Source organism: Kaistia defluvii, assembly GCF_026343955.1.
GTDB lineage: Bacteria > Pseudomonadota > Alphaproteobacteria > Rhizobiales > Kaistiaceae > Kaistia > Kaistia defluvii.
In genome coordinates, this window is record NZ_JAPKNI010000003.1 from 83,721 (window position 1) to 110,097 (window position 26,377).

Annotated in this window: 36 protein-coding genes; 6 read left to right on the forward strand and 30 right to left on the reverse strand. The window is 63.4% G+C overall.

What is annotated here, in order from left to right; genetic code table 11:
- Position 1 precedes the first annotated feature (1 nt).
- From OSH10_RS08340 to OSH10_RS08450, 23 genes are all read right to left on the reverse strand, one after another.
- Positions 2-415: a DUF6950 family protein gene (locus OSH10_RS08340; RefSeq protein ID WP_266331251.1), complete on the reverse strand. Its 414-nt coding sequence runs from the start codon at positions 413-415 to the stop codon at positions 2-4.
- Positions 412-1,044 carry a hypothetical protein gene (locus OSH10_RS08345; RefSeq protein WP_266331252.1) on the reverse strand — a complete coding sequence of 211 codons (633 nt, stop codon included), beginning with the start codon at positions 1,042-1,044 and terminating at the stop codon, positions 412-414. The genes OSH10_RS08340 and OSH10_RS08345 overlap by 4 nt, the downstream gene beginning before the upstream one ends.
- A 52-nt stretch (positions 1,045-1,096) precedes the next feature.
- Positions 1,097-1,459 (reverse strand): hypothetical protein, encoded by a 363-nt coding sequence (locus tag OSH10_RS08350; protein WP_266331253.1) that lies wholly within the window; start codon positions 1,457-1,459, stop codon positions 1,097-1,099.
- Entirely contained in the window at positions 1,456-1,788 is a 333-nt protein-coding gene (locus OSH10_RS08355) for a DUF6864 domain-containing function (RefSeq protein WP_266331254.1), read from the reverse strand. The genes OSH10_RS08350 and OSH10_RS08355 overlap by 4 nt, the downstream gene beginning before the upstream one ends.
- Before the next feature lie 66 nt (positions 1,789-1,854).
- Positions 1,855-2,481 (reverse strand): hypothetical protein, encoded by a 627-nt coding sequence (locus OSH10_RS08360; protein ID WP_266331255.1) that lies wholly within the window; start codon positions 2,479-2,481, stop codon positions 1,855-1,857.
- Positions 2,481-5,279 (reverse strand): phage tail length tape measure family protein, encoded by a 2,799-nt coding sequence (locus OSH10_RS08365; protein WP_266331256.1) that lies wholly within the window; start codon positions 5,277-5,279, stop codon positions 2,481-2,483. Before OSH10_RS08365 ends, OSH10_RS08360 begins: the two co-directional genes overlap by 1 nt.
- On the reverse strand, positions 5,266-5,541 hold the full coding sequence (locus tag OSH10_RS08370; RefSeq protein ID WP_266331257.1) for a phage tail assembly chaperone: 276 nt from the start codon (positions 5,539-5,541) through the stop codon (positions 5,266-5,268). The genes OSH10_RS08365 and OSH10_RS08370 overlap by 14 nt, the downstream gene beginning before the upstream one ends.
- 68 nt (positions 5,542-5,609) lie before the next feature.
- On the reverse strand, positions 5,610-6,023 hold the full coding sequence (locus OSH10_RS08375; protein WP_266331258.1) for a hypothetical protein: 414 nt from the start codon (positions 6,021-6,023) through the stop codon (positions 5,610-5,612).
- Positions 6,024-6,293: 270 nt separating this feature from the next.
- Positions 6,294-7,769 carry a phage tail tube protein gene (locus OSH10_RS08380; RefSeq protein ID WP_266331259.1) on the reverse strand — a complete coding sequence of 492 codons (1,476 nt, stop codon included), beginning with the start codon at positions 7,767-7,769 and terminating at the stop codon, positions 6,294-6,296.
- A gap of 25 nt (positions 7,770-7,794) precedes the next feature.
- Positions 7,795-8,229: a phage tail terminator-like protein gene (locus OSH10_RS08385; protein WP_266331260.1), complete on the reverse strand. Its 435-nt coding sequence runs from the start codon at positions 8,227-8,229 to the stop codon at positions 7,795-7,797.
- Position 8,230: 1 nt separating this feature from the next.
- Complete coding sequence (locus OSH10_RS08390) at positions 8,231-8,899, reverse strand: hypothetical protein (protein WP_266331261.1); 669 nt, start codon at positions 8,897-8,899, stop codon at positions 8,231-8,233.
- Positions 8,899-9,222 (reverse strand): hypothetical protein, encoded by a 324-nt coding sequence (locus tag OSH10_RS08395; protein ID WP_266331262.1) that lies wholly within the window; start codon positions 9,220-9,222, stop codon positions 8,899-8,901. The genes OSH10_RS08390 and OSH10_RS08395 overlap by 1 nt, the downstream gene beginning before the upstream one ends.
- Complete coding sequence (locus tag OSH10_RS08400; RefSeq protein ID WP_266331263.1) at positions 9,219-9,833, reverse strand: hypothetical protein; 615 nt, start codon at positions 9,831-9,833, stop codon at positions 9,219-9,221. The genes OSH10_RS08395 and OSH10_RS08400 overlap by 4 nt, the downstream gene beginning before the upstream one ends.
- Positions 9,834-9,836: 3 nt before the next feature.
- Positions 9,837-9,998 carry a hypothetical protein gene (locus OSH10_RS08405; protein ID WP_266331264.1) on the reverse strand — a complete coding sequence of 54 codons (162 nt, stop codon included), beginning with the start codon at positions 9,996-9,998 and terminating at the stop codon, positions 9,837-9,839.
- A 69-nt stretch (positions 9,999-10,067) separates the two neighbouring features.
- On the reverse strand, positions 10,068-11,465 hold the full coding sequence (locus tag OSH10_RS08410; protein WP_266331265.1) for a phage major capsid protein: 1,398 nt from the start codon (positions 11,463-11,465) through the stop codon (positions 10,068-10,070).
- A gap of 26 nt (positions 11,466-11,491) precedes the next feature.
- Positions 11,492-12,373 (reverse strand): head maturation protease, ClpP-related, encoded by an 882-nt coding sequence (locus OSH10_RS08415; protein WP_266331266.1) that lies wholly within the window; start codon positions 12,371-12,373, stop codon positions 11,492-11,494.
- Entirely contained in the window at positions 12,354-13,706 is a 1,353-nt protein-coding gene (locus OSH10_RS08420) for a phage portal protein (protein WP_266331267.1), read from the reverse strand. Before OSH10_RS08420 ends, OSH10_RS08415 begins: the two co-directional genes overlap by 20 nt.
- A 10-nt stretch (positions 13,707-13,716) precedes the next feature.
- Entirely contained in the window at positions 13,717-15,393 is a 1,677-nt protein-coding gene (locus OSH10_RS08425; protein ID WP_266331268.1) for a terminase large subunit, read from the reverse strand.
- Positions 15,394-15,396: 3 nt separating this feature from the next.
- On the reverse strand, positions 15,397-16,008 hold the full coding sequence (locus tag OSH10_RS08430; protein ID WP_266331269.1) for a phage terminase small subunit P27 family: 612 nt from the start codon (positions 16,006-16,008) through the stop codon (positions 15,397-15,399).
- Positions 16,009-16,585: 577 nt separating this feature from the next.
- On the reverse strand, positions 16,586-17,005 hold the full coding sequence (locus tag OSH10_RS08435) for a hypothetical protein (RefSeq protein ID WP_266331270.1): 420 nt from the start codon (positions 17,003-17,005) through the stop codon (positions 16,586-16,588).
- 293 nt (positions 17,006-17,298) lie between these two features.
- On the reverse strand, positions 17,299-17,961 hold the full coding sequence (nusG, locus tag OSH10_RS08440) for a transcription termination/antitermination protein NusG (protein WP_266331271.1): 663 nt from the start codon (positions 17,959-17,961) through the stop codon (positions 17,299-17,301).
- A gap of 23 nt (positions 17,962-17,984) precedes the next feature.
- On the reverse strand, positions 17,985-19,166 hold the full coding sequence (locus OSH10_RS08445; protein ID WP_266331272.1) for a helix-turn-helix domain-containing protein: 1,182 nt from the start codon (positions 19,164-19,166) through the stop codon (positions 17,985-17,987).
- Complete coding sequence (locus OSH10_RS08450; RefSeq protein WP_266331273.1) at positions 19,163-19,468, reverse strand: hypothetical protein; 306 nt, start codon at positions 19,466-19,468, stop codon at positions 19,163-19,165. The genes OSH10_RS08445 and OSH10_RS08450 overlap by 4 nt, the downstream gene beginning before the upstream one ends.
- An 80-nt stretch (positions 19,469-19,548) precedes the next feature.
- Here OSH10_RS08450 and OSH10_RS08455 point away from each other — a divergent pair, with 80 nt between their 5' ends.
- Positions 19,549-19,791 (forward strand): type II toxin-antitoxin system RelE family toxin, encoded by a 243-nt coding sequence (locus OSH10_RS08455; protein WP_266331274.1) that lies wholly within the window; start codon positions 19,549-19,551, stop codon positions 19,789-19,791.
- Positions 19,792-19,803: 12 nt separating this feature from the next.
- Positions 19,804-20,184, forward strand: coding sequence for a helix-turn-helix domain-containing protein (locus OSH10_RS08460; protein ID WP_266331275.1), 381 nt, complete (start codon positions 19,804-19,806; stop codon positions 20,182-20,184).
- Between the two features lie 11 nt (positions 20,185-20,195).
- On the opposite strand, the gene OSH10_RS08465 is transcribed toward OSH10_RS08460, so the two are convergent.
- The 7 genes from OSH10_RS08465 to OSH10_RS08495 all read right to left on the reverse strand — a co-directional run bounded on the left by OSH10_RS08465 (position 20,196) and on the right by OSH10_RS08495 (position 23,888).
- Positions 20,196-21,437 carry an MT-A70 family methyltransferase gene (locus OSH10_RS08465; RefSeq protein ID WP_266331277.1) on the reverse strand — a complete coding sequence of 414 codons (1,242 nt, stop codon included), beginning with the start codon at positions 21,435-21,437 and terminating at the stop codon, positions 20,196-20,198.
- On the reverse strand, positions 21,437-21,673 hold the full coding sequence (locus OSH10_RS08470; RefSeq protein ID WP_266331767.1) for a DUF2312 domain-containing protein: 237 nt from the start codon (positions 21,671-21,673) through the stop codon (positions 21,437-21,439). Before OSH10_RS08470 ends, OSH10_RS08465 begins: the two co-directional genes overlap by 1 nt.
- A gap of 92 nt (positions 21,674-21,765) precedes the next feature.
- A complete protein-coding gene (locus OSH10_RS08475) occupies positions 21,766-22,008 on the reverse strand; it encodes a hypothetical protein (protein ID WP_266331278.1) in 243 nt (80 codons plus the stop codon).
- Complete coding sequence (locus OSH10_RS08480) at positions 21,990-22,673, reverse strand: hypothetical protein (protein ID WP_266331279.1); 684 nt, start codon at positions 22,671-22,673, stop codon at positions 21,990-21,992. Before OSH10_RS08480 ends, OSH10_RS08475 begins: the two co-directional genes overlap by 19 nt.
- Positions 22,670-22,819, reverse strand: a complete 150-nt coding sequence (locus OSH10_RS08485; protein WP_266331280.1) for a hypothetical protein — start codon at positions 22,817-22,819, stop codon at positions 22,670-22,672. The genes OSH10_RS08480 and OSH10_RS08485 overlap by 4 nt, the downstream gene beginning before the upstream one ends.
- Positions 22,809-23,306, reverse strand: a complete 498-nt coding sequence (locus OSH10_RS08490; protein WP_266331281.1) for a hypothetical protein — start codon at positions 23,304-23,306, stop codon at positions 22,809-22,811. Before OSH10_RS08490 ends, OSH10_RS08485 begins: the two co-directional genes overlap by 11 nt.
- A gap of 336 nt (positions 23,307-23,642) precedes the next feature.
- Complete coding sequence (locus OSH10_RS08495) at positions 23,643-23,888, reverse strand: hypothetical protein (RefSeq protein ID WP_266331283.1); 246 nt, start codon at positions 23,886-23,888, stop codon at positions 23,643-23,645.
- 88 nt (positions 23,889-23,976) lie between these two features.
- Here OSH10_RS08495 and OSH10_RS08500 point away from each other — a divergent pair, with 88 nt between their 5' ends.
- The 4 genes from OSH10_RS08500 (at position 23,977) to OSH10_RS08515 (ending at position 26,360) form a co-directional block, all read left to right on the forward strand.
- The gene (locus tag OSH10_RS08500) at positions 23,977-24,681 is read left to right on the forward strand and encodes an XRE family transcriptional regulator (RefSeq protein WP_266331284.1); all 705 of its coding nucleotides are present in this window, start codon (positions 23,977-23,979) and stop codon (positions 24,679-24,681) included.
- A 134-nt stretch (positions 24,682-24,815) separates the two neighbouring features.
- Positions 24,816-25,067, forward strand: a complete 252-nt coding sequence (locus tag OSH10_RS08505) for a hypothetical protein (protein ID WP_266331285.1) — start codon at positions 24,816-24,818, stop codon at positions 25,065-25,067.
- A gap of 88 nt (positions 25,068-25,155) precedes the next feature.
- Positions 25,156-25,281, forward strand: coding sequence for a hypothetical protein (locus tag OSH10_RS08510; protein WP_266331286.1), 126 nt, complete (start codon positions 25,156-25,158; stop codon positions 25,279-25,281).
- Positions 25,278-26,360 carry a phosphoadenosine phosphosulfate reductase family protein gene (locus OSH10_RS08515; RefSeq protein WP_266331288.1) on the forward strand — a complete coding sequence of 361 codons (1,083 nt, stop codon included), beginning with the start codon at positions 25,278-25,280 and terminating at the stop codon, positions 26,358-26,360. Before OSH10_RS08510 ends, OSH10_RS08515 begins: the two co-directional genes overlap by 4 nt.
- The last annotated feature ends 17 nt before the right edge of the window (positions 26,361-26,377 follow it).

Here is a 26,377-nt window from a genome sequence, read left to right on the forward strand (position 1 = left end):
GTCAGGGAACCCGGAAGGCCTTGGTCACCATGGAGCGATCGACGCTTCCGAGGCCGTCCGGCCGCAGCACGGTCACCCGCGGGCCGCCATAGACGCCGAGCGACCAGCCTTCGGCCGTCTCGATCGCGGCGATGTCGCCGACGCCGGCACGAACCGGATGGATCTCTTCAAAGAAGCCAGCGACGACATCCGGCAGATATTGGAAGCCGGCACGGCGGATCGCCTTCATGGCGCCGGCCGCATCTTCATACGCACCGCGGAAGCCGAGGCCGAGATCATGCCCGGTCATCGCCTTGACGCAGTCGGCCGCGAACAGGGCGCAGTCGCGCTCGCCCCAGCGGAAGGGTTCGCGGCGGGTCGTCTCGATCGCCTCATGCAGGGCCGGCCGCCAGTCGTCACGACGCTGGATGGTCATGTCTGCTTCACCTTCGCCTGCTTCTTGCCCCAGAACAGCGTCCAGTCGCCGGCAACGCCGGTATCTCGATAGAAGTCGTCATCCGCCTTGCGCAGGATCTGGCTCTCATGCGAGGCGACGTCTGGGTTCTTGCGGCGCAGTTCCTGCGTGGTTGACGTGCAGGAGAACGTCACGGTGGAAGCGCCGCCTTCGGCCGCCGTCTCGATCGGCGCCGTGTCCACCTGGCCGAGGAAGCGGCAGCGCGCCGGCGCCACCTGCGCCATCGTCACCGGGTCGAGATAGACGCGGTGGATCTCGATCGGCGCATTACGCGCGTCATAGGTCCGCACGGCCTCCTGGACGCTGTCATCGATCGCCGACAGCACCACCTCGACCTCGCGCACGGAAATGTCGGAGATCAGCGGGATCTCGCCGACGCTGATCAGCGCGTCGCCGAGGAACGACCGCGCCTCCGTCGCGCCGGTGCGCGGGTTGACGACATTGAAGGCGCCCGGGCCGGCATCCATCCAGAAGCCCAGCGGGACCGGGTTGCCGGTCAGTCGGTTCTTGACCGTCAGGGACACGAGCGTGCGAGCGACGACGGTGCCGGCCTGAATTGCAGCCAGTTCAGCGGGATCAACATCGCGCATAGAATCATCCGCCGCCGAAGCAGCGCCTTCAATAACCCGGTCGATTGGAAAGCTAAGCCTGGGGGGCTGACACTCGAGATTGTCGCCTGATCTTCTCCAACATCGACCCACGGCTGCGCATGGACCAGATGCCCAGCGCAACAAATACAGCCGACAGAACAATCAAAGCGGGCCCGCCTCCCCACAGAAGAACCTTGCCTTCGGGGCTGAGTTCAGAGCTAAAAGCAGCACTGACCCAAATGCCTGCACCGATTGAGACACAGCCGGACGCCACGCTAAAGAACACGGTCGCTTGAGTGTTAAGATGAGTCATCATCTCAACTTCCCCCTCGTGCATGCCGTAAACTGTCATCGTTCTGGTCATATACAGGTTCTCGACGACAAGCCCCGACTGGGGCTGCACAGACAATGTCATGGCAAATCCCCAGCGCTGAATGTGAACGACATGGAACGCACGGGATTGTCGCCGATCGAATGAACGACAATTGCGTAAGAGAATGGATTTCCGTTATTGGCGAAGGCACCGATTGATGAAGTTCCGAGCGGGCTCTGGAAGTTCGACAGGTAGATCTCAAGAACCTTGGCTGATCCAACCTTAATTTCCGTGCCAGGCGGGCCACCGCTCCCAAGGAATATCACTCTGACTACAAAGTCCGAGATCGGTATATCTACCTGACTATCGCCTGGGAGCAAAACTAGCGTTCCCGAGCCGATCACCGCGCGACTGCCGATCCGAATTGTCATTTATGCCCCCCAAGTTTAGCCGGAGGAGATAGACGATCATGCAATTGCCTGATCAAGCAAGGTACATCACACCACCTGCACCGCTTGCAAGGACATCGAGCCGATCAGGCCTTCCGCATTGCCGTTGAAAGACCCCGGCACCAGCCGCATCTCAGCCGCCGGTCGCTTCAGGATAACATCGGCGTTCAAGGCGGCACCCGGCCGGATATTCGGCACTACCTCGAACACCGACGTGACGCCGCCGCCATTGGCGATCGCAGAGGCGGCGGCAACCCGGTGCAGCGCCCTCCTGCCGGCGCCGAAGTCGAACGCCAGGGTGTCGCCGCGAGACATCCCATAGCCTGCAGGAAGCCCCTTCAGCGACAGGCTGCGATTGTCCCCGCCCAGACTATTGATCTTGACTGCGCTCGCGCCGAGCGCCGACCCATCGGGATCGAGCTTCGGATAGGGCCGGCGCGGATCCCAGGCATAGAAGCTGCCCTTCGCGCCGCCCATCTGGTCGATCAGCGTCTCGATGTCGAGCAACTGGTCGAGGTTGAGCGTCGAGCACTCGGCCTCCATCGTCCAGAGCGGGGAGCGCAGGTCCGCGACGCGGATCGTGCCGCCGGCCTGGCCGGAGGTTTCCTGCCCATAGCTGAGACTGAACTTCACGCTGGCGACGACGAGCGTGGCCATCAGGTCCGTGTTCGCCATCAGCCGCGCCCCTGGAACTGACCGCGCACCTGCGCCTTGGTGACCAGGCCCGGCAGCTCCGCCTTGATGGCCCGGTCGCGCCGGTCGAGTTCGCTTTTGAGCTGGGCCAGCGTGTCCTTATCGGCACCGCCCTGGACGATGATCGACGTCGTCGGCGCGAAATGGACGACGTTGCCGCCCTGTCCGCCACCGCCGCCAACAGCTTCGATGCCGAGCCGGCCCGCCGACGTGCGCCGCAACGGAACAACCGCCTCGCTGCCATCCTCGCCCATAAGACCGGTGCGTCCGCCTGACATCGGGAACGTCGTCGGCCCGCTGACAACACCGCCTTTCGCAAATGGAATGACGTTGCCGCCTGAGAAAGCCGCGCCGTTCGCGAACAGGCCGCCGGTAATCGCGGCTGCGCCGCCTCCGCCAAAAGCACCCATCAGGTTGCCGAACAGACCGCTAATCAGCTGATCCGTGGCCATCTCGATCAGTTTGTCGGCGATTCGGTTGAGCGCATTGCCAAACGACTCGAGAACCGTCTGACCGTCGCGCAGACCCGAGATGAAGCTGGACGCGAAATCCATCGCCATGCCCTTGCCGATCGACAGCTGTTCGTTGAGGCGGATCATCTGCGCCTCGGTCGAGTTCAGATCCTCCGGCAAGCCGGCACCGCGAAGCGCCGACGCGACGGTCTGGTCGATCGAGGAGCGTCCGAGCTGGCGGCGGTCGAACAGCAGATCCTGTTGCAGGCGAGCTTTCGCGACCTGCTCAGCGAGGTCGGCGTACTCGTTGGCGATCTTTTCGATCTCCGCCCGCATGGGCTCGGAAACCTCGCGCCCCTTGTCGGTCGCGCTCGCCAGAAGCTCCTGCTGCATGCGGTATTTCTCCGCCGCCGCTTCGGCCATGCCGACCGTCTGGATCTCGACCTGCAGCTGGCCGATCCTGTCGTTCGCGTTCTTGATCAGGTCGCGGTAGGCGTTGGCCTCCCGCTCGGCCGCCTTGCCGGCTGCAGCGCCGTAACTGCCGTCGGGGTTGGCGCCGAGATAGTTCGGCTTCGCGCGCGGCAGCGGCACCTTACTGTCGGCGATGCGCTGGCGCGCTTCGTTGGCCAGGCTGATCGCGGCCGCCCGGTCCGCAGCGCTCGCGGTGCTGCCAATCGCCGTTTCCAGCGCCCTATCGACCTGCTCTAGGTCGGAAAGCTGCGGCAAGGCGATCTGCGAGATGGTCTTCAGCGCGTTGGCGTAGTTGTCGAGGCTGGTCTGATTTCGGCGCGCCGCAGAGCCGGCGGCATCAAACCCGCCCGTCAGGCCCATGAGCGATCCCTGTGCATGGTTGGCCGTGTCGGTGATCTCCATCAGCTTCTTGACGGATTTGCCCAGCGCCTCGTTGGTCGGATCCAGATTGGCCAGATTGGCGACCTCCGAACGCAGCTTCCGCACGTCCGGCTGTCCCGAGCGCACGCTTTCGAAGAACCGGTTCAGCGGCCCCTCGAGCGCCTTGAACTGGTCGGCTATGGCAAAGCCGCCGCCGCTGGCGCCGCGAGCTAGATCTCCGAAACCGATGCGAGCGGCTTCAGCCGTTTTCCGAAGCTGGGTTTCCAGATCAATGCGCTGGATCCTCGCCAGAGCGTCCGCGACATTCCGGCCCTCGGCTGCGAATGCCTCGAGCTTCGGTGCGGCGTCGCCATAGCTGGCCTTCAGCGTCTGGATCACGGTCTGGTGCCGCTTCAGCACATCCTCGAGGCTTTCGGAATCGCCGCGCATCTTCCTGAAGACGAGGCTGGCGGCATAGCCGCCCGCGGCCAGCGCGGCCATGCCGAGCGTCACCGGCGTGATCATCGACGCCAAGCCCTGGAATGTGCCGACAAGCGCCGTGCGGATCCCTCGATTGCCGAAGATCTGCGAGACCTGGCCGCTTTGCTGCGCCAGGATCATGAAGGGCGACTGGCCGGTGGCGAGGCCGGTCGCGATATCATTGAGCTGATAGGTGAGGTTCGTCACCTCATGCGCGGCCAGCTTGCTGGTGCCGCCCATGCGGGTGAGCGAACCGGCGGTGTCGTCATAGCGCGCACGCGCCATCGCCTGCGCCTGCGTCAGCTCGGTGGCGGATATGGCGCCGGCATCCGCCAGACGAGAATATTGCGCCAGTTCGTTGTTGAGCTGGTCGAGCGCCGCGCCGAGCGGGTTGAGCTGGGCGCGCAGCTGCGCCGCCTCCCGCGCCATCCGATCCTCGGCACGGGCGACATCCTCGAACACGGAAGCGCTGTCGCGGGCGGACTTGCCCGTCGTGGCGAAGCTCGTGCTCAGAGCCTGGTTGAAATTCTGGCCGATCTGCTGCGCCTTCAAAACGGCGACCTGGTCGAGCCGATCCAGCTCGGCCGCGAAGGCTGCCGCGCTGGCGCTGGCCGACGCGCCCGATTCCTGCGCCCCGATCAGCTGACCGGGCGATACGCTGACGTTCATGGCCCCATGCAGGCGGGCATAGCGCGCCGTCAGCATGTCGATGGCGTTGGCGGCGCCCTGCGCGTCGATCACGCCCTGCTCTAGCGCCGCATTGATCGTCCGCTGGCCTTTCTCCATCTGCAGCTGGGCGCGATAGTCGAGATCGATCGACTGGCGCAGACGGTCATAGGCGCCGGCGGACGACGTCACTTTCTTGGCAACCGTATCGGTAACCGTCGCCAGCGGCCCGGATGACGCGGCCACCTGCTTCTGGGCCGTGTCGACCAGACGCAGATCAGCCGCGACCTTGTCCAGGCCTTCCGATCGGCCCCGGATCGTCAACTGGCGGATGGCTTCAAGGCTGGCCATTGTCGGGTTTGTCTTTCCGGGCTTGCTCGAGGTGGTCGAGATAGGTGCCATCCATCGCCCGGATCAGGGCAAGGAAGCGCTCGAAGGAGTCCGTGCTGTCGATTTGATGGCGGGCGGCGTAGCGATCGACAGCGGTCCAGGGTATCGGCCCGGTGGCAAAGCCCACCGGCCGATCCGTGGTCAGGTGCCAGAAGGCATCCCAGGCGAAGCGCACGGCTTCGTCTGGATCCTCGCGGTTGGCCAGAAAAGGCAGGTCGGCCATTGGAACGCCGCTGTCATGGGCGGCGGCGGCGATCGCGTCGGCGTGCGCCCCGTACTGGAGATGCCAGTTCAGGGCCGCTTGGACTTTCCCACGTCGGCGTCGAGATCCGCCTTGCGCCGTTCACTGACGACCGACGCCGCCCAGATCACACCGTCGTTGAAGGCACGCATGTCGGGGTCGGAGAGGATCGCCAGTACGGCTTCCCGCGAGAACGGCAGCGGCTTGCCGTCGTCGCCTTCGACCTTTTCCCAGCCCTCGAGCAACGTCTCGACGATCAGGGTGTTCGCCACCTTGTCCTGCTCCGCAGGCTCCTTGCGCAGGTGGCGCGGCAGCGCGGCGGTAAGCTCGGCCTGGCGACGGCGATAGTCGTCATTGCCGAGGCCGCGCACCAACAGGCGAATGTCGCCAAGGCCGGGGATGTCGCCGACCCAGTCGCCCTGCTCGAGCTTCGCGGAGTCGATCTTGAGATTTGTAAGTCTCATGGGCAAACTTTCTGGGAACCGGAGGGAAGATGCTCAACGCAATATTTGCCATCGCGTGCATCACGTTGATCGCCTTTTTCTGGGCGAACGGCTGGCGAGAAGGGCGGACTGCTTTTGAAAGGCTGCGGGCAAATCAAAGCGCCACGTCTCAGATTGAAAAGGAAGCCTGCCGAAGCATCCCCGTCAGGCCTATGCAGATAGAGCGGGATCAGATGGCTCTCGCCGAAAAGATGCACCCGAAGGCAGACGTTCGACCGCGATCGGCCAACGCTATGGCAAGAACCAGAATCGACCCACGCTCATGGTGTAGCCCTTGACGGCATCCATGATCGCGGTGAAGCCGGCCGAAAGCATCACGTCGGCATTCTTGCCGGAGACGCCGGGCGAACCGCCCGACAGCTTGATGGACGGGAAATCGAACAGCAGCGCTTCCTTGTTGCCCTCCGGTCGGCCGAGCCGCATATCGAAGGCAGTCAGCGTGTTGTTGATGACCTTCTGGTAGACCGACGCGTCGCCGAAATAGGTTTCCAGCGTGCCTGTGACCGAGAACTCGCCATTGCCGATGCCGACAGCACCGATCGACGCGACGGCGTTCTGGCGGCGCAGGTTGTTGTTGATCTCGAACTGGGCCGACATGACGAAGTTCGGACCGAGAAGCGACGAGCCGCCGAAGCCGATGCGGCCGACATTCGACGAGGTGTTGAGCACCGGATAGGTCGGCGCCGGGACATCGGTGGCGCCGGCGATCCGCGCCGATTGGACCGCTGCATCCGAACCGACATAGGCCTTCGAATAGGTGGCGATCTTCTGGGCGGGGGCGTTGACCGAGAGCCGGTCGAGCGTTTGGCCGCGCAGATATTCGAAGGTCGGCGGGGAGTGGTCGAGGTACTGCCGCTCGATCGTATTCGAGCGCTTGGTCGAGCCGTTGACGAGGAAGTCGCCAGTGTAGATCTCGATCAGCTTGCCGGTGCCGGCGTCCGCCGCGAAACCGGCCGGCGTGTTGTCGAGCGCCAGGCGGTTGGCGCTAATGGCCGCGATCCGCGCCCAGCCGTTCGTGCCGGCGGTGGCGAAGAAGCTGCTCGCCGCCGTGCCGCCGATCAGGATCCATTCGCCGACATGCAGACCGAGCGTGGTAAAGTCGAGAGCCGTCGACGTCAGTGCGTTCCCGCCGACCGTGACCGCGGCGATATCGGCCGCGGCGCCAGCGAAGCCCACGACGCGGGCCGCAGCACCGACGGGAATCGGCGCCGTCTCGATCGTGAAGGTCGCGGCCGGGAACACGATGGTGGTGCCGGTGGCCGAGGTGACCTTTGCCACCTTGTTGTTGGCGGCCGTCGGCAGGCCGGTCAGCAGCACCAGGTGGTTGGCCTTGAATGGCGTCCCGAGCCCTGCCGCGACGGTCAGCGTGGTGGCCGTGACGTCGGAGATCTCGGTGTCGAGTGTGGCGACCTCGATCGCCGACTTGCTCGCCCAGGTGCCCTGCAGCGCTTCCTCGAAGTCGTCGTCGACCGAGCGAAACGACAGCTCGCCGCCGATATCGCCGCCGGCCTGCATGCCGACCAGGATCAGGTCGGTCACCTGCCGGTCCGGCCGGATCTCGGCCGAGGTCTCGGTCTGCGGGCTCGCCGCGAGACCGGACGAGGTCTGGCGGATGCTCTTGAACGCGGGATTGGCAGGGGTGACGCCGAAGACCGTTTCACGGACCTTGGCGAGGGCAACGCGGTTCGTCGACTGAAGGTCGGCCATGAAACGTCTCCGTCAGGGAAAGTGGTTAGCCGAGCAGGTCGGCCTGGTAGGGAACGGCGATCGAGAGCAGGAGATAGTTGCCGTTGTCGGTGTCGTCCTCGATCGACGGGGACGTGGGCGCATAGGTCGTCACGCCCATGAAGTCGGCGCTGGCGCCGAACTGCTTGCTGCGGAACAGCTTCGCCAGCTCGTCGGTCCAGATCAGGGCGAGCAATCGCCCTTGCATCGTCCGCGGCATCGCCAACACCAGCCGGAAAGCACCTTCCTCCCGGAAGACGTTGGCGCCCGGCGCGCCGACCGTGATCTGGTCAGACATCGCGACCGGGTACTGGACCGTGAGAAAGGCCGAGGCATCATCCGGCGTGTCGCCATTGTCGTCGGCAAAGCCTCGGACCGGGCAAAGCGTCCAGCCGGAAGCGAGCCGGGCCTCGACCGCGGCGACCACCTGTTGCATCGGCATGTCAGTGCGTCCTGATAACGATGGCCGGCTGGCGGCGTAGCCATTCGGCCGGCGACTTACGGCGCTTGTTCCGTCGCGCAAGACGAAGTGCCGTTGCGGTTTTGGCCCACTCGTCAATCATGCCGGCCTGCAGCACGACGGTAGTAAATCTGATCGATGCGAGATTGGAGAAGCGCCTCGAGGCGATCGCCGCAACTGCATGGAAGACGCCGTCGGGAGCCAAAGGCGAAAGCCCCTGTTCAATCTTGCGGGCATAGGGAACCGAATTGACGAAGACGTATTCCGATGCCGGCGGCACGGCGGCGCCCGGATCAACCACTGCGCCATCAGCCAAGAACAGGAACGAGCGCGCATAGCGACCCGTCCGCACCGGCGAGGCCTGCCGGAGCATCGAGCCGATCTGGGCGAAGATATCCTGCAGCATCTCAAACTCGAACACGACGACACCGTCAGGCCGGACCGTCTCAATCGCGGCGCCCGCCTTGCCGTCGACGAAGGTGTCATGCGGCGGCACCACACCGAGCGCCTGCTGATTGATCCGCTGCGCCTCGGCAAGTTGCTGCCTCGCGAACGCCGCCAGCTCGATACTGCGAGCCTCCGGCGAAAGCGTCTCGTCGAGCATGACGGCGATGTCACGCTCGATCGAGTCGATCCGCGACGAGATCACCATCAGCCGCGCACCTGCAGGTTGATCCGCACGAGCTGGTCCGCGATCAGGATGGGATCGGCGGACTGCACATTCCGCACACGCCCTCGGATCACGACCTTATCGTTGCGCAGGATGGATTCAACGAAGGGCGTGCCGGCAATCTGGGTCGGCGAAAGGACTACGTTGCTGTCACCCTGCGCGATGCCGCCGACAATTTCGTCGGGCCGGAAGTCGCGCACAAAGGCGCGGACGGTGAGTTCCGTGTTGCCGCGGCGCAGCAGCACGGTTTGACCGTGCCTGGAAATCGTTCGATCCAGAATCGCAATAGCAATTGCGGGCGTCATACGCGGGGGATCCTCAAGCCCGACAGGAGGCCATCGATCGCTCGCGTGATCACCGCGCCCGCCGCCTCGGATACGACGTACTGCGTCGAGCCGACGCCCTCGATCTCTTCCGACCGCAGGAACAGATTCTCAACGCCTGCCGCCTGCAACTGTCGCACCGCCAAAACGACGGCCTGGCGGACACGCTCAGGCACAGGACCGGTGCCACCATCGGCCGGGGATCGGCCATCAAAACCCGCACGATAGCGAATGCGCCCGCATACATGGCTGCGGACCCAGCCGGCGCCCGGCTTGAACGACAGCCCACCGTCGCGCTTTTGATACTCAGTAGGATCTAGGAGGTGTTCCACGCCATCGGCAGCAGTGTGAGCAACCTCGACGATCTCGATCAGCGGCGGATAGGGCAGCTGCAGATACTCGCGGCCGAAATAGCCCCGCATCTCCAATACCTGCGGACCAATGGCTCTACGAAGCCAGCCATCAGGGCCGTCAATCTGTTCGGTCGCGGCCTGAATAAGAGCCGCAACCGTCGCGTCATCAGCCGCATGCGGTCCCGGAATGTCCGCCGGCGAGAGCAGCGGCGCAGGCGGCGTGATGACGACGACGGTCATGGTTCAGTCCTTCGACTGCTCTTCGAGGTTCTTCGCGACGGCCTCGGCGCCCGAAAGGGTCGGATCGTTGAAGTCGATGCGGTCCTGATCGCGGACCGGCGCGGCGACATCACTGTCGCCCTTCTGTTCCGCATCGCTTCCAGCGTTGGGGTCTTTCTTGACCATCATGGCCTCCATGTTTCGAGGGGAATGGAAGGCGGGCCGGGGTGGCCCGCCATCGTTCGCTGCCTGCGCTTAGGAGTTTGCGGCGACCTTCAGAGCCCGCATCGGCTCCGGATTGAACAGCCCGCCGCCGACACGCTTCGTCGTGTAGAAGTGGACGTAGGGCTTGTTGGTATAGGGGTCGCGCAGGACACGGATGCCAACCCGATCGACCACCAGGAAGCTCGAACCCATGTCGCCGTAGAGCGCAGCGATGGCGCCAGCGGCGACGGCCGGCATGTCGGGGATGTCCACGATGGTTTCGCCGCCGAGAGTGGCCGGCTGGCCTGCCGCATAAGACGGCTGCCAGAGATAATTGTTCTGCCCGTCCTTCAGCTTGCGCATTGCAGCTTGCGAACCGCGAGCGGTGTAGAGCTTGGCATTGGCCCGATATTCGCTGGGCAGCGAATAGAACAGGTCGATAAAGCCATCTGCAGTGAGCAGCGCCGCCGCGCCGCTGTTGACGACCGGGATCGCGCCCCACGGATGCTTGGCGGCGTTGGCCGCACCCGCGACATAGGTAAGAATGCCGAAGGGCTTGTTGACGCCGTTGCCAGACAGGAATGCGATGCCTTCCTGGCGTGCAAACTCGGTATCGACTTCGTCCGCGAGCCACTGCTCGAGGTCGATGGCGGCATCATCAAGCAGCTGCTGCGAGATAGCCGGGTTTGCGTAGATCTCGCCCGGCGTAAAGTCGAGCTGGCCAAAACCCGGACCAGCCGTCTCAGGCCGGGCGGCGGTCTCACCCACCCAGCCGGAAGCAATCGAGCGATCGGTGAACAGCTTCTTGAAGCCGGCCGCCGTGATCGAGATCACGCGAGCATTGGCGCGGATGGGCGACACTTGCTTGAGCTTGCCGGTGATGGAGCGATCCCACTCGACCGGCGCCAGGTAGCCGCCATCGGCGTCGGTGCCCTTGGTCAGAGCTGCTTCCACCGTGCCCTTGCGCATATGCGCCTTGAACGCTGCCAGATATTCCGGATCCGGCGGGATATCGCCGATGACGCCGCCACCTGCGGCCTGGGCGGCGATCTTGGCGTTGAGGTCGTCGATGATCTTCTGGAAGCCGTCAACCGCAGCGTCGATGCGGCCGATCTTCTCGGTCATGACGACGTCATCGACCTTGGCCTTCAGCGCCTTGTCGTTCTCGGCTTTGAAGGCTTCGAACGCCGAGTGCAGCTCAGCCAGCATCTTCTTCGGGTCATTCACGTCCGCCCGGACGCCCATACTGGTGACCGCCCGCGGCACCGGGCGCAGCGCCGTGCCTGCGACGAGGTCCGTCTTCATGGTGCTGGCCGGCAGCATCACGCAGGCCATGATCGGCGCGGTAAGACGGACAAAATGGGAGGCGAGCGCGACGTCGGGCGAAAACGCATAGACGCAGGCGATCGCCGCGGCAGCGAAAAGCGCCGCGAAAGCAAGGGTTCGCATGAGGGTCTCCAGTGCGAAGAAAAGGGTTAGGTTCGGAAGGCAGAAAGCAGGGCCGAGAGCCCCGACCAGTCGTCGCCAGCGCCCGGCGTGGCGTTCTCAATGGCAGCGCCCGGCGTGCCCTTGATCTTGTTGATGCGCGCCCGAGCGTCGGTGCGCGACATGCCGGAGCAGCAGAGCTGTAGCTCCATTGCCCGCAATTCGTTGACGCTGCGATCGCTCGCCTGCGCGTCTTCGTCCACCGTCATCTGATCCGCGGAAAGCAGGGCCTCAGCGAAGCCCCGCTCGATCGCTTGAGATCCCGACATGAAGGTTTCGGCGTCCATCCATTTCGCGATATCCGCAGCCTTTTGCCCCGACCGCGCTGCATAGAGATCGACCATGGCCTGGTCGAAAGGCGCCAGCCATTCCGCAGTCTCGGCCATGTCATGCCGGTTGCCGACGGCCATGACCCAGCAATTGTGAATCATCAAGAATGAGGCAGCGCCGATCTCGATTCGGTCACCGGCCATCGCGATAATCGAGGCCGCCGACGCCGCCATGCCCATGACCTTGATGGTGATACCCTGCGGGTGCTCGCGCAGGACATTGTAGATCGCGATCCCCTCGAACATGTCGCCACCCGGCGAATTGATCTGGATCTCGATTGGCCGATCACCGATGGCGCGGAGCTGGGAAGCAACCTTTTTGGCCGTGATACCGCCGCCGGACCAGAAGTCTTCGCCGACCGTGTCAAACATTGTGATGATGTTGTCACCGCGCTCAATGGCGCGAACGCCAGCCGCGTCTGCTCCCCACTGCTCAAAGACCTGTGGCTTTGTAAAAGCATGCACGTCCTGACGGACTGGCAACGGCATTGCGCCGGGCCGGGCCATCGCCATGACGCGGCGGCTAGGCATCTTCGTCGTCATCGATTTCATCCTTGCGTGCGGAACGCTTGGTGGGTGGCTGCTCTTCTTCTTCCAGCGGCGGGCCGCCGTTGTGGCCGGCCATACTCGACCCGGGATTGAGAACATCCCCGCCAGCGTCGCGAGGCATGTCGAGCGTGTCGCGAACTTCGTTGGCCTTCATCCAGGCAGGCGATCCGCCGGAACCCAGAGCCTTCGCGAAATAGTCGGCCTGATCCTTCATCGACCCGCGCAACAGGGCGGCAGGGTTGAACTTGATCGAATAGAGGTCCTGCTCTTCCTCCGTCAGCAGGATGCGCTCGCCCGCCTGTTGCCAGGCCTCAAACCACGGGCCGAGCGCGAACTGAACGAAGAACCGCCCCAACGCCTCGATGCCCGAACCCCATGAGGTGTCGTCGACCATAAGCAGGGGCCGAGGAACACCAGTGGCGCGGCCGATTTCCTCGACCTGCATCTTGCGGATATCGGCGAGCTGAGCGTCACGGGCCGTCGTGGATAGGGTTTCGTACTTCATGCCCTCTTCAAGGATGAAGTTCTTGCCCGCGTTCTCCGCGCCCTCTTTCTCCGCCAAACTGGCTCTCAGGCGCTCAAACGCTGGATCGGACAGCTTGCCGGGATGCGTCAGCGCCCCGCCGACGAACGTACCATTTTTGAACAGACGCCCGGCGGCCAATTCAGCAGCCAAGGCAAGACCGATCGCCTCTGCCGCCTGCTTGACCACCGACAACCCCGTCAGTCCATCTACAGACAGGCCTCGCAGATGCAGGATGTCGGATTGCGGGTAGCGTCGCAGACCACCGGTCTTTGGCTGGTAGTCGTAAACCACCGACCAATCATCCAATTGCTTCAGCTGTACCCGATCTGGATCCAGCGGCACGAGCTGACCGATCTTCGTCTTACCGGTCCGCACATCCACCGATCGGACGACGAGAGCGTATCCGTTGCCCTTCACCAGGGCGCGCAACTGCATGAGGGTGCGAAAGTCGAAGGCGGACTGCCAACCATTGGGACGGCGGTGCAGGACGCGGTAGAGCGGGTGTCCTGTCGCCTTCTTTTTGGTCGCTTCGTCTATGAGCTGAAGCGGCAGCATGCCAATCGAGTAGCTGATCAGGCTGACCGCCCGAAACATCGCTGTGTTCTTGAGCGCCCGGTCAACATTGACCGTGATACCGGTGGCGGACACGTCACCACCAAAACGCATGAACTCCACAAGTCGCGGGTCCTCGAGCGTCATATAGCCGGCTGCCTGGGCGAAGGGCGGCGACTGCCGCGTCGCCAACGGCTCACCAGGAGCCGACGCCGCGGCTGCAGATTGGCGGATGGTTGGCAATCGCATTGCCGCTCCCTCAGATCATTCGGATGCCGTGCGATTCGTAGACCGAAGGTCCACCGCCCGGCTGGAAGGCCATGCCGAGCGCCATGATCAGCGCGACAATGCCGTCGATCTTCTCGGCCGCCTTCTTTTTCGAAGGTTTGATGTTGCCGGCGTCGTCCTGGACATAGGCCACATGGTCAACCTGCCAGCGCATGCAGGGGTGCCCGCCAGCATCAAGAAGGCTGGACAGCGCCAAGCGCTCGAAATCCTTCGACGGCTGGGACATCGACACGAAGCCTTGACCGAAGAACTCGACCGGCAATCCCTGTTCGGCTAACGCCACGCCTGTCTCATGGCCTTGGAACAGGCGATCGACGGCCAGCTTGCGAACATCGAAGACTTCACCATCGGCAAGCACCTGAGCCCGGATGGTTGGATAATCGACGCTGTTGCCGTCCGTCGTTCGAATTGCGCCGATTTTCGCCCATGTGTCGTAGGCGACGCGATCGCGACGAGCTCGAAGCTCGATGTTATCGGCCGGCACCCACAAACGCGGCAGCACCACCCACCGCTCGTCCCCCTCGACAGGAGGAAAGATCCATACCAAGGCGGTCAGATCGCTTGTCGACGAGAGATCGAGGCCGCCGAAGCAGGTCCGGTCAGTCCGAGCCAGCATCTGCTCTTCGATGACCTTCCAGCGCTGCTTATCCGGCGCCCCTGCATCCCATCGATCGAGGGGAATCCACCGATCCGCCGTACCGATCCACTGGTTCAAATAGTACCGTTTGAAGTCTGCCTCGAGGCGCGGCGAGTCTTTCGCCTTAGCGCATTCGTCGCGCAGGAATCGCAACGTGGGCGAGACTCCGAGGTTCGGATTGGCTTTGTACCAAACGGCCTCATCCTGCCAGTCATCGTCGGGCTCGGCGGCGAAAATAACGACAAGCGTATCGACGGTAGAAACCGCATCCGCACCGCCCTCGGCGCGCTCGATCCTGCGACTTTCGTCGAACAGAATCTCTCCGTAGCCGCGCCCTTTGAGACCGGCAGTCGACGCCAGCAGTTCGATCGGCTGGTCTCTCGCCGAGGTCGACTGATGCAGCGTGTTCAGCAGCTCGCCGTCGCGCCACTCGTGCATTTCGTCGCCGACAGCAACGGATGCGGAGAGGCCATGCTTTCCGACGGCCTTACCCGACAGCGGAACGAACTTGGCCCGCAGCGACTGGACGAAGAGGGTATCGGCGCCGACCGTGATCTCTCGCATGAGATCCGGCGACAGCGTCGTCATCGTCTTCGCCTTCTCGAACACGATCCGGGCCTGCGCCTCCGAAGAGGCAAAGGCGTAGGCCTGCCCACCAAACTCTCCGTCGACGAGAAAGAACGCCAGAGCCAACGAGGCCAGGAATTCGCTCTTGCCGTTCTTGCGGGCAATCCAGAGCAGCAGCCGTCGGTAAAGGCGAAAGCCGTCCTCTAGCTTCCATCCGAACAGCAGGCGAACGATGCACGCCTGCCACTTCGTCAGATGGAAGGGCTTCCCGCCCCAACGGCCCTCGGTGTGGCGGAACCACTTGGGCCACATCTCGACCATTCGATCGGCCAAAGCGCTGTCGAACCAAGCACCAGGCACGGCAGCCGATCGATCCCATTCTCGACCGACGAAGGCGTACTCTTCCGCCTGTTGCACCCATGGCGGACGGACGATCGCCGCCATGGCTCAGTTCGGCATCGATGAATTGCGACGAGCAAAGCCAGCGATGGAATTGGCGTCCGACAACTCTTCGGAGGGCTGTTCCGCGTGATCCTTGCCGTGGCCCGGATTGTCGCCGAACAACTGACCTGCCGGCGCACCCGTTCCCACCATCTCTCGGATCAGCTTGTAGCGATCGAGTGGCGTGAAGCCGAAGCGAACCGAAAGGTCCATGACGATCTTGGCGGCATCGTCACGATGCGCCACGGCCGGGTGATCATGGATGCGGTAGCCGCCGGACGTGGTGCGAACGCGCTGCGTTTCACCGTCTTGGGCCAACCGCTTCACCGCCGACCAGAAGCGATCCAGGTAGTAGCAGAACATCGCCATCGAATGTCGGTCGAGGCGGTCGAGAACATTTCGGCGGCGAAGCTCCGGCACGTACTCGTTCCAGATCTGGACGGCGCCTGCAAACTCGTCGAGGCCGAACAGAAGGGGCGGCGACAAAGCATCGGACGAAGCTGGAGGCGCCTCTGCCAGGATCTTGATCCTGTCGTTGATCGACGGCTTGGCCTTCCTGCGTTTGCCCGGATTCCCCTTCTCGTCTTGGGTTGCGATATCTGGGCGACGTCCACGCACCGGCGGTCTCCATAAAAAAAAGTTGCGCCGATTTCTGCGGGGAAAAACAGGTGCCCCCCAAGCGGTCCGGCGCCCCTTCGCCCCAGACTTCAGACCCCCCCACCCCCTCGACGTAGGCTTCGGGTGAGCGCGACAGCGGTTGGGCTGTCGAGGCGAAGGTCACCGACCGAGATCTCTCCGCGCCCATGCCTGCTTTCGAGCAGCTGCTTCACCACGTTGTGGTGCCATGTGCAGCACGACTGCCAATTGGCCCGATCCCACATCAGCGCGTCATCGCCCCTATGGGGGCGGATATGATCGACGGTTGTTGACGGCTCGACATGGCCAACAGCAAGACAGCCGAGGCAGATCGGATACTCGGCCTTGAACGCCAGCGCTGCCCGATCCCATGCCGAGGTGTAGCCTCGTTTCCGAGCGCTGCCCCGAAGGTGGTCATAGTCCCGCTTGGCGTTGAGATGAGAGGCGGAACCGGTCGGTCGAAAGGTCGGCGGGCGCACAGGCATCGTACCTCTAGACATGAAAAGGCCCGGCCTGCATCTCTGCATCCGGGCCTGAATTTGTCGGATGGATGGCGCCTTTATTTATGACTAAACTTCGAAGTAATGGCGCTTGTTGTGCAAGCTATCGCTGCGGTCTTTCCTGCGTATTGGGCTATGTTGGTGCCGCAATCCGCGTAGGCATAAATCGTAAACGCTGTGACGACGGGAACTTGGATTGGACCAGCCTCCGACTGAACGGTTATCTCAGTCTCTTCGACGCCTTGCAGATCACATCCATGCTTCTTCGGTGCCCATCCCGAATGAACACCTACTGTGATAGACGACTTCTTAAAAAATCTGTCGTTCGTGGCGCGAAACGTCTTCGATTCTTTGATTTCGTCTCCGCTCGGGCTCATGCAGGTGATGTGCCCGAAGTCGGACGTATCGGTGAAGGTGTCATCCGCAGCGATCGCTGCTGTGCTCGTCATGAGGAATGCGACTATTGCGTATTTCAGCATCTCATCTCTCCTACGTCGAGCGGCAGACCCAGCCCAATCCGTCCTGCCCTCGCTTCCGTGACGTAAGACAAACCTTCAGTTGTGAAAAGAGATAATACCCCCCAACCAGCAGCGATAGCGCAACTAGCTACTGCTGTGCCACCAGACAAACGAAAGCCCGGTCTGCACATCTGCATCCGGGCCATACTTCGTCTCTGGTGAAGAACGGTTTGTGCCGTCTTCCGGGGGGACCGACCTCGCTCAGAGCCTAGGGCTGCGATGGTGTTCCAGTCACTCTCGTCCGCCCCAATTCGCTATGCCAGAACCTCGATGTGGTCAAGTGGCATGGAAACCGGCGTGCTGCCGCCGAACACGAACACCTCGCAGATGACAGTCACAGGGTCGCCTCCATTGACCACCAGCCCAGCCAAGGATGCAAAGGGACCCGAAACAACCCGGATCTTGGTTCCTGCCTTTGGCTTCAAGGTCTTAGCTGGCTTTGCCTCATCGAGCGTGCCCCGTTCTTCGATGCCCTTCATGCAGGATATCACGTCGTCGGCCAGCCGCACGACCTCGCTGCTATTGTGCCGAATGACCGCCGCGACCCCCGGGATCTCCGTCAGATCCCACCACGTTCCCCGCCGCGGATCGATCGCGACGAACACGTATTGCGGATAGAGCGGCACGCTGATTCGCTGCAGGGTGGGCTCGGGCTTGCGCCATACCTTGCCCTTGCGCAGCTTCGACTGCGTGCGATCCGCCCGAAGACCCCCTCGCCGCTTCACCGGAACCCATCGCTGCACCATCGGCCGATAGACCGTATAGCCGCGCCTCTCCAGAGCCATCGTCGCACGGCTGTCGCCGCCCGCCACATAGACGATGTACCAGCCAGAGGAGCCCGGCACGAACGACGCCTGCGACCGACCATGCACTGCAGGCTCGACGATATCGCCCACCCGCCAGATCTTGTCGTTCATCGTGAGCCTCGCGTTTGCCATCGTCATTGTCTTGCCTCTTCGCCTGTCGCCGCCATCCTGTGGCCGTCGCGGCCAGGTGGCCACTCGCTCGGCACCTTGATGAAGGGCATGTGCAGGTCGTTCGCGTTGAACCGGAACACGAGATCCTTCGACATGCGATCGGCCCAGGCACGGAACTCCGCCGTTACGGCGCCAGCCTGATCGCGCACGGCGATGGTGACGAGCGCCGACACCTCGTCTGGCTTCGGTACGGCACCAGCCGGCACGCCAACCCCCTGTCGCGGCTGGGCCCCGATGGGAAAAGCTTGATCGAACATGAACTTGACCCGCTCGCCGTTCTTCCAGCGCCGCCAGAAGATGGCCCACCAGAGATCGGTACCAGGCTCGATCGGAAGCAGCGTCCCGCTCGCCGAAACGCTGCCCGTCTTCGCGGCCAGATCGAGCCACTTGCGCTCTTCGATGAAGGTGAAGAAGCGGCAGTGAGCCTTGTCGATGCGCAGCTTTGCGATGAACACGGGAACTGCCGCACTCGCAGCGGCCCGATCCGCCTCGGAGAGCCGCTGCCAGCTCCCATGCGAGCGGACGATGTTGTCGTTGTCTTGCTTCGGCCATTGCCGAAACTGAGACATGAACGCCTCATCGGCTCGTGCCGCCTCGGCAAGAGCGGCGCGCTCTGCCCCAGCATCGAGCTTCCTGCGAATTTCCGATCCAGAGCCCAGAGGCGAGCGCGCATCTCTCTCCAGGTCGTTATTAGAAGGGGTCGTTCTAATGGATGCCGGTTCTGGACCGGCATCCCTATGCCGGTTCTGGGTCGGCATGGGGGATGCCGGTAAACCGGCATGGGGGTGTGCAGCATCGGTCAAGTCGTCGTCGCTGTCCTCATCCAAATCATTAACGCTATTGATGAATTCGGCCGGGCGTTTGTCGTCGAGCAGCACACGATATTCATGCGAACGCTTGCCATTGTTCGGATGAAAACGTTCCTGCTGCTGCACGTATCCGCACTCGACGAGGATGGAAATGGCGGCTTGGATGGTCGATCGGGCGCACTGGAGCTGGGCGGCCATCTTCACCTGGCTGCGTGAGCACCAGCCGCCGCGATCCGTGTGCCGACCGAGGATGCAGAGCACCTGCAGAGCCTTGCCCTTCAGGCGCGGATCCGTAGCGGCGTCGCCGTGAATGATCGAATAGCGCGGGCCGCTCATACCTGCACCTTTTTCTGGTCGAGAGCGCTGCGTCCCGGCAGCGGATCACCGAAGAACGCAGCTGTGACGCTCCGTGTCGGTTCGTGCGGCATCATGACGACCTGTCGCCAGCGGCGCGGGCGCAGTTGCGTGGAAATAGGGCCCGCAGAGCTGCGATCGCTGTCCTCGACCGCATACACGGCAGCATCGGCCTCGATCACAAGGCGCAGGTGCTCCGGCAGCGAGACATCATGCTCACGCGCCGCCCGGCTCATAAGCCGCCAGGCCCGGTCGCTGATGCGAATCCTCACATCTACCGACATGGGACATCCCCCCATGCAAAATATCGCAATTTGCTATTTTTCCTGTTGTCAGCGATATCGCTATTGGCTATAAAGGAGACATGAAAACGCTCGCTTACACCTCCTACGCCCGCCGCGCTCTCCGGAAACTCCCGGCAGATGTGCGCGCACAGGTCGAAGCCCGGCTGGCTCGGTTGGCCGAGACGGGTGAAGGCGACGTCAAGAAGCTGGTCGGCGAAGTCGGCTCCCGCCTGCGGGTCGGCGACTACCGCGTGATCTTTGTCGAAACCGCCGATATGATCGAGGTCCGTGCCCTCGGTCATCGCCGCGAAATCTACCGTTGAAAGGAACCCATCATGGGTAAGCCCCACTTCATCAGCGACGAGATCGTCGTCCTGTCCCGTCGCGACTATGACGCCCTGATGGCGCGCTCCGGCGACGAGGGCGCCGAGGATCGCATGACGGCGACCATTATCGCGGAGAGCGATGCCGCCATTGCAGCCGGTGCGGATATCGCTCTGCCCGAAGATGTCTGGACGGCGATCGAGGCTGGCGAGACGCCCGTCCGCGCGATCCGCAAGCACCGCGGGATGACCCAGACCGGACTGGCGGCCGCTGCGGGCGTGACGCAGGGCTACATCGCGGATATCGAGACCGGCAAGAAGGCCGGCTCGACCGAGACGCTCAAGGCCATCGCCCGCGCCCTCGCCGTTCCACTGGACACACTGGTTGATTGAGCGGGCGGCCGTCATGCTGACGTCTCCGGCGCTTCCAGGCCCCAGACGTCCCAGCCCGGCCGCGCGCGACGGGCGTTTAATTCGATCTTGGGCAGGTTCGGATAATAGGCTTCGATCAATTCGGCGAAGATCTCCGGCTTCGCGGAATGCTCGCCGACGGGCGCCTTGATCACGGAGGGCCACTGCTCGCCCATCGCCGGCGCCGGCACGTTGCCGCGCGTGCCGACGAGCAGCAGCTCGTGCATGTTACGGTTCCAGTAGCCGGTGCTGAGCTTGTCTTTCTCCCAGATGAATTGGGCTTTGTATTCGAAACCCCAATGTTCCAGGACGCGTAGCGCGGCCTTGATCATGGGCGCGGTCGCCCAAAGGAACAGCACGGAATCGGACGCGGCGATGTCACCGACAGGACGCAAAACGATGTCGTTGGTTGGCGTCGTCGGATAGTGATTGTCGGCGGCGCGATCCAGGCCGGTTTCGCGGCTGTAGGTCTCGAACTGCCACTCCGGATCGGCATAGACGACGCCGAACCGCTTGTTCGGCAATGCGCGCTGCTTTCCGGCAAGAGCCGCCTCACGCCGGGCGCGTTTCGCCTTCTTGTCCGCCGTCTTCGTATCCCGCAGCCGCTTGATCGCTGCGCCGAGAGCGCGCGGGTCAACGCTGTCAACGATGCGCCTCTGCTCGGCCAGCGGCAGCGAGGCGATGTCCGCCGCTGCCGAGACCGAGATCCGGCCGCCATCGACCGCCGCAACCAGTTCGGCAGCACCATGCGAAAGGACTTCGCGCGCCGTGGTGACGCTTCGGTCGGAGACATTGGCCACGCGCGCCGCCTCGCCTTGGCTGACTTTCCGCAAATTTGCGGAAGGTTCGGCCAAGTCCGTGCGCTCGCCTTGGCGCATCGTGGCGACGCGCGCGGCGACGAGCGCCCGCTGGCTCTGCGAAAGCTGCCGACGATGCAGGTTCTTCGAAATCACATAGGCGAGAGGGTCGCTGCCTCGGAACTGGCGCGTGTGGATCGTGGCCCCGACGACGAGGGCGGCGCGATAGCGATTGCGCCCGTCAAGGATAGCCCCGTCGAGAAGCTCGATCGGTTCCTGCAGGCCATTCGCCGCGATGTCGGCCATGAGGTCGTCGAACGCCTCGCCCTCGATCAGCGGAAAGAGATTGGCAAGCGGGTGAAACGGCAGCTGGCCCACCGGCGTCGGCGCGTCGCCAGGCAGCCAAGACAAGGGCGGTGGAAGAAAGGCGATCGCCATCAGACCATCCCCAGCGCGTTCTTGTAGAGTTCGAGGATCGCTTCTTCCTCCTCGCGCTCGTTGGCGTCCTTCTTGCGGAGTGCGACGACCTTGCGCAGAGTCTTGGTGTCGTAGCCGTTGGCCTTGGCCTCGCCGTAGACGGCCTTGATGTCGTCGGCGATCGCCTTCTTTTCTTCCTCGAGGCGCTCGATCCGCTCGACGATCGAGCGCAGTTGCGCGGCGGCGATACCGTTTATTTGGGGCTCGCTCTCTTCGGCACCGGGCTTGAGCGCCTTGCCGGGCCGCACGCGGCCGGTCGCATAGGGATCGTAAGTGTCTTCGTGCTCGCTCACGATGCGCCTCCGAAAAGCTCGCTCTGACCGGCTTCGGCAGGTGGCGTCACCAAGGCTTCCTGCTCGGCCTGCCAGCGCGGGATGGTGACGATCGCCCGCTTGTCTCCGGCCATGGCGACGTCGAGATGGACGAGCGCGACCCAGACCGCGTTGCGCCGGTCGCCGTCCCGCGAGAGCTGGACGGCGCGGTCGGAGCGGCCATGCACGAAGAGATCGAGCGTCAGGACGGGCTCAGCCACGGCTCACCTCCCGTGCTGCGAGCCTCGACATTGCGCGGGTGCCAGGCGCGAAGACGAGACATCCATTCACGCGCAACGTCGTTTCGGTTGCCGCCGCGGAAAAAGTCCCAGCCTTCAAGGCTGCGGATCGGCGCGGCAGTCTCGACATTGTTGGCCCAGCGCTCGGGCGGCGCGCCCATCAGCTCGTCGCGCTCCCGCCGAAGCATGCGCAGGTCCATGTCGGCGACGATGCCGTGATGATAGGGCGAGAGCGGCCAGGAGAGCCCGAGCCGTCTATAAATCTCGGCATCCAGCCCGGCCTTCAGGATCTTGAGCGTGCTGCGGATGATGCCGTTGACCGGCCGGCCCAGCCGGTCGATCGCGATCCGGTCGAGGGCATCGACGAAAGGCAGCGTCGGGTCGCCGATGAAGGCCTCATGCGCATCATGCAGCAGGAAGGCCAGCGCCGCGTCTGTGTCGCCGCCGGTTTCCTGCAGCACGGCGTCCGCACCCAGATAGGAATGCTGGGCGGTCGAGAATCCTCCACAGTCGAGCCGCGCTGTATGGCCGGCAAAACGGTTGGTCAGCGAAAGCGGGATGGCGATATCGACCATGATGTCGATCGCCGAGAGATCCGGCCTCGCAAGATCGACGGCGAGGCCGGAGCGCGTCTGCATCCAAGTCATGACTTGATCCATTCGATGGTGGTGGAGAGGATTTTCGCCCCGGTCAGGGACACGGCGGTGGCGCCAGTGAGCCAAAGGGCGATCGTGCCGATCACCTTCCAGAGGTGGTCGCGGCGGGCGTCGAGAGCGGGAGGGTCAACGCGCATCTTCGCCCACGACCTTGAGAGCCGAGCCGCCCTTGGCGCTGGCGATGCCGAACCGCAGCCCAGCTGCCGCGCGCTCCAGCGCACCCGCATTGCGATCGAGGATTTCCAGTTCCGCGCCGGTGATCTTGCCATCGGCTAGGGCTGCGGCGGTCGAGGCCATCAGCTCGGAGGCGGCGCGCATCGTCTCGGCATAGTGGCCGAGAACGGCGGTGGCGCTGCCCGCCTGCTCGGACGGCCCTTCAAGCCGGCGACCGCCCAGATCCGCCATGACGGTCGTCACGAGTGGCAGTCCGCAATCCGCCTCGAGCACCAGGACGGATGGGAGCGGAATGATCGCCTCGTCGGTGGCCGTCTGCCAGCGCGAGACCTCCGATTTGGAGTTGTGCGAGATCTCGCCGGCGCGAACAACACCACCGCAGGCCTGGACGAGGTCGCGGGTGGCGGATTTCACGCGGTTGAACCAGGCGTCGGAAATGGGTCGGGACATGTTCGCCTCGGGCAAAGGTTTCCCGGCCCGGGAAAAGCCTTGCAGCTTTCCCAGCGCGGGAACGGTTTCGGTCTGTCAGAAACGGAGTGTCAGAGACGGCTCAGGGAGGGCCTCGCCAATGTCGACCGTCCGGGTTCGGATCCTCGCCAAAATGGAGCGGGCGCGACGGAAGGAGGCGCCGGCCCGCTCCAAGTCTCGGGAGGAAGGAACCTGCGCGCCGGCCAACGGCGCGCAGGGCAGTCACGATCGCCGCACGGGTGAAGCTTCGATCGCTTGGCGGTCCGGCAATAGCCGGAAAGTCGGAACTCTCGGCAGAGCGGAGCCGATGTTCGATCGTCATGCCGCGGCCTCTTCAACTACCGGGCGAGCGACGCCTTCGGGCCAAGCTTGGTCGTCAGGCCAATGTTCGGAAAACCACAGCATCGCTCGCTCAAAGGATCGTGTGTTGATGTCACTTCCCTTTTGAAGCAGCTCGAACTTGGCACCGTGATTGAAGACGAGCGTCGATATGCGCGCCAGGCTTAGGCCAGTCGCATTGCTGTACGTCATCATAACGCTGGTGAGTTGTTCGAGGAGGCGCATGCCGCATGATTTGCGGTTTTAAAACCGTATTGTCAACGGGTTTAGAACCGCTCGCGCCGATAATGCGGTGCGGTTAGAATACCGCACGATGAGCAACCAATTGAAAACACGCATCAAAAGCCGGCTTCAGGCGCTCGGCCTGTCTCCGCGCGCGGCTTCCCTTCGTGTTGGAACGAATGCTGACCTCATTCGAGGCCTCATCCGAGACGACATCGAGCCGAATCCAACCTCGGAGACCGTCAACAAGGTGGCTGCTGCCTTGGAAGTCTCTGCGGAGTGGCTTCTCGGCCTCGACGACACGGTTCCACCCACCATCCCCCCGCCTGAAAAATCAGAAGTCAGCATTACAAATTTGGAACTTCCCGCGCGACACGCCCTGTTGCAGGATGTGCCCGTTCTCGGCACCGCGAGAGGATCCGTTATTGATGATTTTCAGGGGTTTATGCTGGAAAACAGTGTCGTCGAATACGCCCGGAGACCGCCTGCAATGGCAGGGGTGAAGGATCTCTACGCCATCTTCGTCGAGGGTGAATCGATGTTCCCCGCGCATCCCGAAGGCGAGATGCGATTCGTCCATCCGCATCGGCCCTGCAAAGTCGGCGACACCGTCATTGTGCAGACGCGCCGCCATGACGACGACCCCGGCCAGGCCTATATCAAGGTCCTCAAGAGGCGCACCGCTACAGTCGTGGTGTTGGAGCAATATCACCCCCCAGCAATCATTGAGATGCCGGCTGAATACGTCTTGAGCATCCACAAAGTTCTCACAATCAACGAACTGTTTGGGGTGTGATTCGACGATCCTTGCCGCGATGTGGTTCTTAAACCGCGAATGTTGACACGGTTTAAAAACCGCACTAGCGTCTATCCATCGGCGCAGGCCCTGTCCTGGCGCGCCGAACCGAACCCGGTTCCGATGGAGCGACCATGCATTCCCCGAATACCCCGCTGCGTGTCCGCCGCAACAGCCGCAACGAGACCGCCCTTGAGGTGGCCCGCCGCACGGGCAGCGTGCCGAACCTGATGGCGGCCGAGATGCTCGATCGCGCATCGATCGACGGCAGCTGCAGCGAGGACTTCCTGAAGCTCTGCGGCTTCACCCAGGGCGAGATCCTGATGTACGGCCCGCAAGCCCGCCAGCTCGCAGAGCGCAAGGCGAACGAACGCATCGCCGCCTGACACGGATCCTCAGGCCAGCGCGGCTTCGGCGCCCTCCCCCCAGCCGAAGCCGCGTCGCCGGACGATCATGTCCTTCGACGAGATCCCCATGAAAACCCTTCTGGATACTTTTGACGCCGTTCGCGCAAGCGAACGCGACGACTGGCTGGCGCTTGCCTGGACCTTCAGCCTGATCGGCCTTCTTTGCATGCTCGCGCTCGGCTTCGCGCGATGAGAGAGATCATCGTCGACAGCTTCGCCGGCGGCAAACATCCCGCGCCGCAGTTCAGGACGGCTCGGCGGGTTCCGACCGGCCGCAACCATCCGCAGCCTTGGGAGCACGTTGTAAGCGTCTCCGGCGGCAAGGACAGCACAGCGCTTTACTTGCTCGCGATCGAGCGGGGCATGCCGTTTACGGCTGTCTTTGCCGACACCGGCCACGAACATCCGGCAACCTATGAATATATCGCCCAGCTGGCCGAGCGCGCCGGCGGTCCGCCTATCTTGACCGTGAAGGCCGATTTCACGGAGGCCATGGCTCGAAAGCGAGCGTTCATTCTGGCGAAGTGGCCGGCCGCCGGCGTGCCGATCGATCGCGTCGAGCGCGCAGCGGCGTTGATGAGGCCGACGGGCATCCCGTTCCTCGATCTCGTTATGGTCAAGGGCCGCTTTCCAGGGGCGAAGTCCCGCTTCTGCACTGACGAACTCAAGATCGCGCCAATGTGGTTCGGAGTGCAAAAGCCTGTCCTCGAAGCGGGCCGCAGCCTGATTTCATGGCAGGGCGTGAGAGCGGAAGAAAGCCTTGTCAGGCGGCAAATGCTGCGCTGGCAGCGGGTCAATCTCGCTCCCTTTTCCCTGCCGAAGCGCGAGCGCGAGGCGGCTTGGGCATTTCGTGCTTACACCTATCGACCGATCCACAGCTGGCTGTTGGCAGACGTGTTCGCCATGCATGACCGGCACGGCATCGCGCCTAATCCGCTTTACGCGAGGGGGGCTGAGCGGGTCGGCTGCTGGCCGTGCATCTTCGCCAAGAAAGACGAGATCCGGCTGATCGCCCAGATTGATCCTTCTGCGATCGATCGCGTCGAAGAATGGGAGAGCATCGCAGGAGGGGTCTCTAAGCGCGGAGCGGCGACCTTCTTCTGCGCCACCGATGACCCTCTCTATCACGACGGGGGCACCGTCACGGCGGAGCAGTTTGGCATCAGGGCGCGTGTCGAATGGTCGAAGACGACGCGAGGCGGCGTTCAGTACGACCTGATGGCCAGATTTGAGGCCGGCGCATCCTGCCTCGAGGTGGGCCAGTGCGAGTAAGTCACTCACTTCAAACG